At 61.2% G+C, this 11,754-nt stretch carries 7 protein-coding genes; 5 read left to right on the top strand and 2 right to left on the bottom strand.

Features of this window, described 5'->3' with window-relative positions; all coding sequences use genetic code 11:
• Positions 1 to 6 precede the first annotated feature (6 nt).
• Entirely contained in the window at positions 7 to 1,632 is a 1,626-nt protein-coding gene (gene pvdP / locus AB4N74_RS04300) for a pyoverdine maturation tyrosinase PvdP (RefSeq protein WP_116255266.1), read from the bottom strand.
• Positions 1,633 to 1,839: 207 nt separating this feature from the next.
• On the opposite strand from pvdP, the gene pvdM reads away from it, so the two are divergent.
• From pvdM to AB4N74_RS04275, 5 genes are all read left to right on the top strand, one after another.
• Positions 1,840 to 3,210 carry a pyoverdine-tailoring dipeptidase-like protein PvdM gene (gene pvdM, locus AB4N74_RS04295; RefSeq protein ID WP_095111778.1) on the top strand — a complete coding sequence of 457 codons (1,371 nt, stop codon included), beginning with the start codon at positions 1,840 to 1,842 and terminating at the stop codon, positions 3,208 to 3,210.
• Positions 3,207 to 4,493, top strand: coding sequence for a pyoverdine-tailoring periplasmic protein PvdN (gene pvdN / locus AB4N74_RS04290; protein WP_460098383.1), 1,287 nt, complete (start codon positions 3,207 to 3,209; stop codon positions 4,491 to 4,493). Before pvdM ends, pvdN begins: the two co-directional genes overlap by 4 nt.
• Positions 4,494 to 4,530: 37 nt before the next feature.
• Complete coding sequence (gene pvdO, locus AB4N74_RS04285; RefSeq protein WP_460098381.1) at positions 4,531 to 5,424, top strand: dihydropyoverdine dehydrogenase; 894 nt, start codon at positions 4,531 to 4,533, stop codon at positions 5,422 to 5,424.
• A gap of 109 nt (positions 5,425 to 5,533) precedes the next feature.
• Positions 5,534 to 7,183, top strand: a complete 1,650-nt coding sequence (locus tag AB4N74_RS04280; protein ID WP_460098379.1) for a cyclic peptide export ABC transporter — start codon at positions 5,534 to 5,536, stop codon at positions 7,181 to 7,183.
• A gap of 114 nt (positions 7,184 to 7,297) precedes the next feature.
• Complete coding sequence (locus AB4N74_RS04275) at positions 7,298 to 9,778, top strand: TonB-dependent siderophore receptor (protein ID WP_460098377.1); 2,481 nt, start codon at positions 7,298 to 7,300, stop codon at positions 9,776 to 9,778.
• A gap of 957 nt (positions 9,779 to 10,735) precedes the next feature.
• Here the strand turns inward: AB4N74_RS04275 and AB4N74_RS04270 are convergent.
• A complete protein-coding gene (locus AB4N74_RS04270; protein WP_460098375.1) occupies positions 10,736 to 11,692 on the bottom strand; it encodes an alpha/beta hydrolase in 957 nt (318 codons plus the stop codon).
• Positions 11,693 to 11,754 lie beyond the last annotated feature (62 nt).

Raw genomic sequence — 11,754 nt, 5'->3', positions numbered from 1 at the left:
TTGCGCTCAGAGTTGCCGCCCTTTCACTTTCAGATGCCGCGCGTACCACGGTCGCTGCGGCACTTTGCGGAACAGGTCGGCCATGTTGTCTTCATCGCCAAAGGTGATGCGCAACGCCAGCTTCATCGTCTCAGGATCCATCTCCACCGAGCGCCCGATCTGCAACCCCGGCACGGTGCTGCAGCCATGGGTGTCCGGCCCCAGCCACGGGTCATCGACCTCAACCCAGCGCCCCGGCGCAAACCACGGCACACCGTTGACTTCCAGCCGGCTGACTTCGCCCGGATGAAAACGCTCGTGGGCGCGGAACCAGTCTTCGATGCGATCATCGATCCAGCCGTGGAAACGCCAGAACACCGGGTTCACGTGCGAGGAAAACGGGTCGCCGAGAAAGTCGTTTTCCGGCGCATACCAGCGCGCGGCAAAATCTGCCTGATCGCGCGCCATCGGCACCGGAATGTCGTTGGACGGATCCCGCGCCACCGACGCCCAGCGCATGTGCAGCCAGTCGTGCAGACCCAATTCGACTTCCGAACCGAACTGGCCGAGGCTGAGTTTCGCCAGGTAGCGCGGGTCGCGGTACTGCGATTCCCACACCTGGAAATTACTGTGATAGGTCTCGGCCGCTTTGATATCGCTGACCCACTTGGTGTACTCGTCGTCACCTTCAGTCAGCCACGTCGGTGGTAGTGCATCGCCGTCGTGATTGTCGAAGTAACGGGCGAAGCCCTGGCGGTCACGCTCCAGTTCCGGCTGCGGCATCGGGAAGGCCTGCCATGACGGCAAATCCTGCATCGAACGGGCCTTGCCGAGCATGTGCCGGTGCATGAAGAAAAAATCGATACCAGAGCCGTTACGATCCTTGCTGGGCCCACGGGCATCGCGCTCCTTGTCACGGGGGCCGGGTTGCCAGCCAATACCGCGCAGGGCGTCGCGTTTTTTCTCCGAGAGCTTGTGCCACTTGTCGCGGCTGGCGTGCCAGAGCTGGTGGAACAGGCGATGTTCCGGCGCCACCAGCCACGCCAACAGCGTCGGGTTCAAACCGGTGCGTTCGCGGGCCTCGGGAAAACGTCGCTTGATGGCGATGAAATGATTGTCCAGTTCAGGCAGCGCCAACGGCCGATCGAGGCGCAACACTTGCCCGGTGAACGTGCCGCTGCCGGCATTGCCGAACGCCGCCCAGACTTCGTCGAGTTTGACTTTGAATTCGTAGACCGGCGGCGCTTGCGGCGCATCGGTGCGCATCAGCCGCCAGTACATTTCGGCGCCGTTGCCCGGCGCCAGATCGCCGATCACTTGGTAACGCGCAGGCGCTTCTGAGCGCAGGTTGGCACCGGTATCGAGAAACCCGCGCAAACCGCGCCCCCGGTGGGCAATGTCGAGAAACAACTCGAGGCCGTCGCGTGGCAAGCCATCAAGCCCGGCCGCAGATCCGCTGAAACGGATATCCCAGACGCCGCGCAGGTTGTCCGCCAACTGCTGTCCGGCGGTATCGGCCAGATCGACCGTAGCCTCGCCCGGGGTGATCGGAAACTCCTCGCGGGTCAGCTCACGATGTGCATAAAAAGCGGCAGGCAGCGCGGCGCCCGTGAGTGCCATGCCCGCCATGAACCAGCGTCGAGAGATCGTCATTGCCCTACCTGTGTCAGCCATGAAGCAGGCTTTATCCAAGCTAGAACGTTTGCTCGCCGGGGAAATTTACGGCCCCGGCAAAAGATCGCTACGCGCCGTCAGCGCTTTTCCTGCGCGCGACTAAATTACCCGCCCGGCCACTCGTTCCTCCCAGATAGCAAAGGCCCCTGCGCCTGCACCTCGACGGCGAACCTGAATGAGATGGCAATGACAAAACCGCGTTCGAAAAAGGCTCTATTTATCGGCCTGCCGCTGGCCTTGGCGATCAGCGCCGGCGCAGGGTTTCTGGCTTGGGATTACTGGTTTCGGGACAACCCTGGCTACCCGGTAAAAGTGATGAAACAGGCGACCGAGTTGCAGGATCGCATTCTCTCCTTCGACAGCCACATCACCGTACCGCTGAGTTTCGGCGCCCACGGCAACGAAGCCGACAAGGACGGCTCCGGCCAGTTCGACCTGATCAAGGCCAATCGCGGGCGCTTGTCGGGCGCTGCGCTGACGGTGTTCGGCTGGCCGGAAATGTGGAACGGCCCGAACGCCCCACATCGCCCCACCGAAGGTTTTGTCGAAGAGGCCCGCAACCAACAGGAAGTCCGTTACAAGATCATCACCGGCATGGTCCGCGACTTCCCCAATCAGGTCGGCATCGCCTACACCCCGGATGATTTCCGCCGCCTGCATGGCGAAGGCAAGTTTGCGATTTTCATCAGCATGCTCAACGCCTACCCGCTGGGCAACGACCTGAGCAAACTGGACCTGTGGGCCGGACGCGGCATGCGCATGTTCGGTTTCAGCTACATCGGCAACAACAGCTGGGCGGACTCCTCGCGGCCGCTGCCGTTCTTCAATGACTCGCCGGACGCCCTCGACGGTCTCTCAGATATCGGCAAGCAAGCAGTGCAGCGTTTGAACGATCTGGGCGTGATCATCGACGTTTCGCAGATGTCGACCAAAGGCCTGGAACAGGTTGCACAGCTGAGCCGCACACCGCTGGTGGCCTCGCACTCGGCGCCGCGTGCGGCGGTGGATATTCCGCGCAACCTCAGCGACAAGGAATTGCAGCTGATCAAGAACAGCGGCGGCGTGGTTCAGGTGGTCGGCTTCTCGCAGTACCTCAAACCGCTGACTCAGGGCACGCAGGACAAACTCAATGCCCTGCGCGCACGCTTCGATCTGCCGCCACTGCCAAACCTGGCCATGGCGCTGATGCCGGGCGATCCGATCATCACCGCATGGTCGGAACAGAAACTCGGTCAGTACGCCAGCGGCCTCTACGGCATCCTTGAAGAAGAGCCGAAAGCCACCCTCAAGGATCTCGGCGACGCCATCGATTACACCGTGCGCAAAATCGGCATCGACCATGTTGGCATCTCGTCCGACTTCAACGACGGCGGCGGCATCAAGGGTTGGGAAAACGTTGGCGAAATCCGCAACGTCACCGCCGAACTGATCCAGCGCGGCTACTCCGAAGCGGACATCGCCAAGCTGTGGGGCGGCAACTTCATGCGCGTCTGGGATCAGGTGCAGAAAGCCGCAAAACCGGCATTGATCTCCCGTCAGGACACTGCCAAGCCATGACAGACCGCCGGACTTTTCTGAAACAGGCTGGCGTGGTCGCGGCCGCCCTGCCGCTTGGCGCCAGCCTGACAGCACCGGCCATGGCGACGACCGCCCCCGTGGCCTCCGCGAACAAATGGACGCAATTGCGCCAGTTGTTCGATCAGGATCCACAGGCGATCCACTTCGCCAATTTCCTGATTACCTCTCACCCCAAACCCGTGCGCGAGGCCATCGAACGCCATCGCGCCGCGCTTGACCTGAACCCGGGGCTGGCCATGGACTGGGATTTGGGGAGCGACGAACAATTGCAGGAAAACGTGCGGGTCTGGGCCGGCCAATACCTGCAAGCCAAGCCCGGCCAGATCGCGCTCACCGGCAGCACCACCGAAGGGCTGGCGATGATTTATGGCAGCGTGCAGGTGCGCCCTGATCAGGAAATCCTCACCACCGAACACGAGCACTATTCCACCCGCAACATCCTCGATTTCCGCAGCCGCCGCGATGGCACCCGGGTGCGCAAACTCAGGCTGTTCGAAACGCCGCAAAGCATTTCCCTGGATCAGGTGCTCGACACCATCAACCGCAACATCCGCCCTGAGACCCGCGTCCTCGGCATGACCTGGGTGCATTCGGGCAGCGGTGTGAAATTGCCGATCAGCGACATCTCGCGGCTGGTTGATGAACACAACCGTCAACGTGACGACAAGGATCGCCTGATCTACGTGGTCGACGGCGTGCACGGTTTCGGTGTCGATGACCTGAGTTTCCCGCAGATGAACTGCGACTTCTTTATCGCCGGCACCCACAAGTGGATGTTCGGCCCGCGCGGCACCGGCATCGTGTGCAGCCGCAGCGAAGAGCTGAAATACGTCAGCCCGAGCGTGCCGACGTTCTCCGAAGCCACCTCTTTCGCCACGATCATGACCCCGGGCGGTTACCACGCTTTCGAGCATCGCTGGGCGGTGGACGAAGCGTTCAAGTTGCACCTGCAACTGGGCAAGGCCGAGGTTCAGGCGCGCATTCATCAGCTCAACAGCTACCTGAAGCAGCGCCTGCGCGAGCAGGCGAATATCGAACTGGTGACCCCGCTCGATCCGCAGTTTTCTGCCGGTTTCACGTTCTTCCGGGTCAAGGGTCAGGACAGTGATGCAGTCGCCACCTACCTGATGCAAAACCGGGTGATCTGCGATGCGGTCAGCCGTGATGTCGGCCCGGTGATTCGCACCGCGCCCGGCCTGCTCAACAACGAAGCCGAAGTGGACCGCTTCATGGCCATCCTCGGCAAAAAACTGCGCGCCTGAACCTTCGCCTCCCGTTTTCCTTTCACAGAGACGACTCATGAAAAAGCCTCACGCCTGTTTCACCTTCAAGGCCTTGCCCGCGCTGGCCCTGACCGCGCTGTGCGCCGGCCTGCTGCCCGGTGCAGCTCAAGCGGCGACAGCGCCGGCGCCGGCGCCGGGCAAAGTGTTCAAGGACTGCAAGGACTGCCCGGAAATGGTCGTGCTGCCGACCGGCACCTTCACCATGGGTACTCCGGATGACGAAGTCGGCCGCGAACCGGACGAAGGCCCGCGCCACGCAGTGACCTTCAGCAAACCCTTCGCCATCAGCCGCTTTCAGGTGCTGGCCGGCGAGTGGGACGCGTATGTGCGCGAAACCGGCAACAAGCCTTACGACTTCGATGATCGCCCGGGTCGCCGCTGCACCGCCGGCAAACCGGAATTCAAACAGAGCGCCCGCGACCCGGCCGTGTGCATGAACGTCGCCGAAGCCCAGGGCTACATCGATTGGTTATCGAAAAAGACCGGCCACGCGTATCGCCTGCAAAGCGAATCGATCCGCGAGTACGCCGCACGCGGCGGCAGCACCGGGCCCTTCCCTTTCCCGTTCGATGAAGGCAACAACTACCAGATTTCCAAACATGCCAACACCTATGGTGCCGCCGACGGTTACAACTTCACGTCACCAGCCGGGACGTTCCCGGCCAATGCCTTCGGCGTTTACGACGCCCACGGCAACGTCTACGAATGGACCGCCGACTGTTATCACAAGGACTACTCCGGCGTACCCAACGACGGTCGCCCATGGACCCAGGAAAACTGCGAGCGTCAGGTCATGCGCGGTAACGATTGGGGCGAGGCGCCGGTGTTCTCGCGCTCCGGCAACCGCAACAGCAGCTGGCCGACCAGCAAAGGCGACTGGCTCGGGTTTCGCGTAGTGCGCGACCTCTGATCCTGCCCATCCCGACCGCAGCCCCGCCTGCGGTCGTTTAAAGAAAGTCCGTGACCATTCGTTTTCCTTAAGTACCGGCACTCCCTCCGCACCGAAGCAGGAATCCTCCATGACCAAGCCTACGCGTGGGGCGATCAACGAATTGTTCGCCTTGCTCAAGCCCTTCCGCCTGATCGTCTCTGTGTCCATCGTGCTCGGCATGATCGGCGGCCTGAGCGTCACCGTGCTGCTGGCGACCATCAACAACGCCCTGCATTCCGACGACGGCCTGACCCGCACCGTGGTAATGATCTTCGCGGGCCTCTGTGCGTTGGCCTTGTTGACGACGATTTTGTCCGACATCGGCACCAACTACGTCGGCCAGCACATCATCGCCAAATTGCGCAAAGAGCTGGGGGAGAAGGTCCTGTCGGCGCCGATCGACCAGATCGAACGCTACCGCAGCCATCGGTTGATCCCGGTACTGACCCACGACGTCGACACCATCAGCGACTTCGCCTTCGCCTTTGCCCCGCTGGCAATTTCCATGACCGTTACCCTCGGCTGTCTCGGCTATCTGGCCATGCTGTCCTGGCCGATGTTCCTGATGATGCTGGTGGCCATTGCCATCGGCACGACCATTCAAGCGATTGCCCGGGCCAAGGGCATGCGCGGTTTCTACGCCGCACGCGACTCTGAGGATGAACTGCAAAAGCACTACAACGCGATTGCCGAAGGCGCCAAGGAACTGCGCATTCACCGTCCGCGTCGCCAGCGCATGTTTGTCGCCGGTATTCAGAAAACCGCCGAGAAGATCTGCGACACCCAGATCAAATCCATCAACACCTTCGTCATCGCCAAGTCCTTCGGTTCGATGCTGTTCTTCGTGGTGATCGGCATGGCCCTGGCCCTGCAATCCTTCTGGCCCAGCGGCGACAAAGCAGTGATGAGCGGCTTCGTCCTGGTGCTGCTGTACATGAAGGGGCCGCTGGAGCACCTGGTAAGCACCTTGCCGATCATCAGCCGTGCGCAGATTGCCTTCCGCCGCATCGCCGAACTGAGCGAGCAATTCTCCTCGCCCGAACCGCATCTGCTGCTGGAAGACAAAGGCAAGAAACCCGGTGCGGTCAACAGCCTGGAACTGCACAACGTGCGTTACGCCTTCCCACCCGTGGAAGGCAGCGAACCGTTCCGTCTGGGGCCGGTCAACCTGCGCATCGAACAGGGCGACATCGTGTTTATCGTCGGTGAAAACGGCTGCGGCAAAACCACGCTGATCAAACTGCTGCTGGGCTTGTACGCGCCAACCGAAGGCGAAATCCGCGTCAACGATCAGCCGATCACCGCGCTTAATCGCGATGACTACCGGCAGAATTTCACCACGATTTTTGCCGACTACTACCTGTTCGACGATCTGATTCAGGGCGACCGCGAAGTCCCGCAGGACGCGACCCGCTACCTCGAACGTCTGGAGATCGCGCACAAGGTCAGCGTGCGCGACGGCGCGTTCAGCACCACCGATTTGTCCACCGGCCAGCGCAAGCGCCTGGCCCTGGTCAATGCCTGGCTCGAAGAGCGGCCGGTGCTGGTGTTCGATGAATGGGCGGCCGATCAGGACCCGACCTTCCGGCGAATTTTCTACACCGAGTTGCTGCCTGACCTCAAACGTCTGGGCAAGACCATCATCGTCATTTCCCACGATGACCGTTACTTCGACGTCGCCGATCAACTGGTGCGCATGGAGGCCGGCAAGGTCAAGAGCGAACTGCAAACCGCTTGATCGACGAGGCCGCGGCCGGGGCGGAAAAATAATTTTCCGGTTTGCCGCGGCTTCCTCGTCTTAATGAGATGAATAAGAACCATTAACAACTATACCTGCCAAGGTCTTAACCTCATGTCCGCATCCCGTTTCATGCTTCGCCCTCTGACTCGAGCCCTGCTGATGCACGGCGCGACACGCACTCGACTGGCCGGCACCGGCCTTGGTCTGGCACTGACATTCACGGCAGCGTCGTATGTTCAGGCCCAGGAATGGACCCTGAACATCCCGTCGCAGCCACTGGCCCAGGCACTGCAAACCCTTGGCCAGCAGACCAGCCTGCAAATCATCTACAGTCCGGAAAGCCTGCAAGGTTTGCGTTCGACCGCGCTCAACGGCCGCTACCAGGACGACGAGTCACTCAAGGCGATGCTTAACGGCACCGGCATCCGCTACCAGCGTGACGGCAACACCGTGACCGTGCTCGGCCCGGCCACCGGCAGCGCGATGGAACTGGCCCCGACCAACGTCAACGCCAGCCGCCTCGGTGCCACCACCGAGGGCAGCAACTCCTACACCACCGGCGGCGTGACCATTGGCAAGGGCGTGCACTCGCTGAAGGAAACCCCGCAGTCGGTCACGGTGATGACCCGCAAGATGCTCGATGACCAGAACCTCAACACCATCGAACAGGTGATGGAGAAGACCCCGGGCATTACCGTGTATGACTCGCCCATGGGCGGCAAGTATTTCTACTCCCGCGGCTTCCGTATGACTGGCCAGTACCAGTACGACGGCGTGCCGCTGGATATCGGCAGCAGCTACGTGCAGGCCGACAGCTTCAACAGCGACATGGCCATTTATGACCGCGTGGAAGTTCTGCGTGGCGCAGCCGGCATGATGAAAGGCGCAGGCGGCACCGCCGGTGGCGTCAACTTCGTGCGCAAACGCGGCCAGGACACCGCGCACACACAACTGTCGTTGTCGGCAGGCACCTGGGACAACTATCGTGGCCAGGTCGATACCGGCGGCCCGCTCAACGATTCCGGGACCATCCGTGGTCGCGCCGTGGTCACCGAACAGACCCGTCAATATTTCTATGACGTGGCCAGCCGCAAGGACCAGATCTACTACGGCGCCCTGGACTTCGACCTCAGCCCCGACACCACCCTGGGGCTGGGTTTCGCCTGGGAAGACGTCGACGCCACGCCATGCTGGGGCGGTCTGCCGCGTTACGCCGACGGCTCCGACCTGCACCTCAAGCGCTCCACCTGCCTGAACACCGCGTGGAACAACCAGCGCAGCAAACGCGCCACCTACTTCGCCGACCTGAAACACCAGTTCAACGACGACTGGTCGCTGAAAGTCGCCGGGGTGTATTCGCGCAACACCCAGGACATGGAATATGCCTTCCCGAGCGGCGCCGTGCCGGTCGGTGCCACCGCCACCAATACCCTGATGCTGGGCAGTATTTACGACTACGACCAGCGCGACTACGGCTTCGATGCCTATGTCGACGGCAAATTCGACGCCTTCGGCCAGCAACATGAACTGACCATCGGCGCCAACGCCAGCCGCTCGCACAAGGATGACTTCTACGCCGTCGCCGCCCTGCCCCAACGGCAGAACGTGCTCGACCCCAACCACCACATCCCGCAACCGGACGAAAGCTACTACCTGGCCAACGCTTCCCGTGGCGGCCCGGTGGACATGCACATCAAGCAATACGGCGCCTACTCGATCGCCCGCCTGAAACTGGCTGATCCGCTGACCCTGGTACTGGGCAGCCGTGTCAGCTGGTACAAGTCCGACACCGACTCGGTGCAGTACTTCCGTGGCGAAGGCACCCAGGTCGACACCAAGTCCACCGAAACCGGCCAGGTCACGCCGTTCGCCGGTGTGCTGTTCGACCTCAACGACAACCTGACCGCCTACGCCAGCTACACCGACATCTTCACCCCGCAAGGCGCTTACAAGACCATCGATGGCAGCACCCTCAAGCCATTGGTTGGCCAGAGCTACGAGCTGGGGATCAAGGGTGAGTGGTTCGACGGTCGTCTGAACAGCTCCTTCAACCTGTTCCGCACCCTTCAGAAAGATGCCGCCCAGGATGACCCGCGTTGCGAAGACAGTTCTTGCTCGATCAACTCCGGCAAGGTTCGCGCGCAGGGCTTCGAGGCTGAAGTCAGCGGTGAGGTGATTGATCGCCTGCAATTGCTCGCCGGTTACACCTACACCCAGACCAAGGTGCTGGAAGATGCCGACGCCACGCAGGATGGCGTGGTTTACAACTCCTACGTGCCGCGCCATTTGCTGCGTGTCTGGGGTGACTACAGCCTGAGCGGTCCGCTGGATCGCGTGACGATCGGTGCGGGTGTCAACGCGCAGACGGGCAACTACCGGACTTCGCCTTTGGGCGGTGACAACATTGATGGCGCCGGTTATGCGGTCTGGAACGGTCGCATTGGCTACCGTATCGATGACACCTGGTCGGTGGCGCTTAACGGGAATAACCTGTTTGACAAGCGTTACTACTCGACCATTGGTACCGAAGGGTTCGGTAATTTCTATGGTGATCCGCGTAACTTCGTGATGTCGGTCAAGGCTGATTTCTGATTGGGTGTGATGTGAGAGAGCCCCGCTTTGGTGGGGCTTTTTTTCGCCTGTTGGTCTTGGCGGCCTTCGGGCCGACCATGCTCTTTGGATTTTGGGGGCATATCCGTTGCTGCGGGTGTTGCCGATGGCGGTTTCGCTCTTACAGCGAGTCACCTTTTCCAAACGCCGAAAAGGTAACCTAAAAGGCTTTGCCCCGGCGTACGGCACTTCGCTGAGGCTCAGTGTTCCCTCGCTACGGTGTCCATCCGGGGGCATCGCCTACGGTTGGCTTCGCTACACCTCCTCTCGATGTATGCGGCTACGCCGCACGGCGCTGCGCGCCTAACCCCCGGATGAACACCTACGCTCGGCCTGCCGATGGGGCAAAAGATCAAGAGCCAAAGCCAAAGCCAAAGCCAAAGCAAGATCAAAAGCTAGATCAAGAGCCCCTCACCCTAGCCCTCTCCCGGAGGGAGAGGGGACTGACCGAGGTGTTTGGGAGAGGTACGCCGACGTGCAATACCGCGTTGAACACAAATTTTGAAAAGCTCACCATCGGCTCCCTCTCCCTCGGGAGAGGGCTGGGGTGAGGGGCGAATCCAACACAAAACCACAGCCGACCGCGCTGTGCTCTTCACCACTCAACAGGATGAGCGTTAGCTCGGCTGCAGCTCTTGATCTGTAAGGCGACGTCGGAAGGCTGAGTGGAGGGATTGATCCGGGCGTGGGAGCGCAGCGACCGTTTGGCGCAGCCAAACACAGCGGGAGTAGGTGCAGCGAAGCAAACCGGAGACGCTGCGCCCGGATCGATCCCGCAGCGAAGGAACCCCGAGCCCCAGCGAGCGGGCCGCACGTAGGAGCAAGCGTTTTTGGTTACTTTTTAGGCGTTTGTAAAAAGTGACCCGCCGTAAGGGCGGAACCCCAAGCAGCCGTTACCGCAGCAACGGATATTCACCCAAAAACCACCCCCCTCAAAAATCAAACCAACACCCGCGCCAACGCCCGGCTCAGGCCTTCATGCACCCGCAAAACATCAGGCATCACCGAAGCCATCCGCAGCAGATCATGCGTCAGCCCAGGACAATGCTCAACCTCAACACTCACCCCCTGCCCCCACAACTTATCAGCGTAAGCCTGCCCCTCATCAAGCAACGGATCAAAACCCGCCAACAACACAATCGCCGGCGCCACCCCCTGCAGATCCTCCGCCAACAACGGCGAAAAGCGCCAATCCAGATAATCTTCCGGACTGCGAGCGTAATGCTGATAAAACCAGTCAAGCGTATCGCTCTCCAACAAATACCCCTCGCTGAACAACAACCGCGAATCGTGCACGCGCGAAGCATCGGTCACCGGATAGCACAACAACTGCGCCTTCGGCGCGATGGCCACAGTATGCGGTTGCACCACCGCCTGAATCGCCAGCACCGTAGCCAACGTCGCGCCGGCACTATCACCACCAAACGCCACGCGCGAGGTATCAAGCCCAAGACTCACGGCGTTTTCCGCTAACCACGACAAAGCGTCTTCGCCATCCTCCAGTGCCGTTGGAAAACGATGCTCCGGGGCCAGTCGATAGCCGACCGACAACACCGCACACGGCGTGCGCTGGCAAAACTCGCGGCACACACCGTCGTGAGAGTCGAGGCTGCCGACAACAAAACCACCACCATGGAAATACACCAGCACCGGCATCGGCGAGACCGCAGCATTGGGTCGATACAGACGCAGTGCCAGCGGCGCACCATCACGTGCCGACGTGTCGATTTCGCTGACCAACAGGTCTTCAGGCGCCGGCCAGCGCAGTTGCGCCGTGGTCTGTTCGAAAGTCGCGCGGGCTTCGCTCGGGGTCATTTGGTGCATGGCCGGCAGGCCGGCGTCCTGGCTGTCTTGGGCCAGGTCGAGAAAGGCTTCCAGATCAGGGTGTAACGACATCGCTAAAATCCTTGTATCGGCAAAAAAAGGGGCGCGCCGCGGCAGCGCCCCCGAAGATGACT

It is taken from the genome of Pseudomonas sp. H3_C08 (assembly GCF_054669455.1).
The sequence above is the reverse complement of the archived record's forward strand: the minus strand, read 5'-3'. Positions and strand labels throughout refer to the sequence as shown.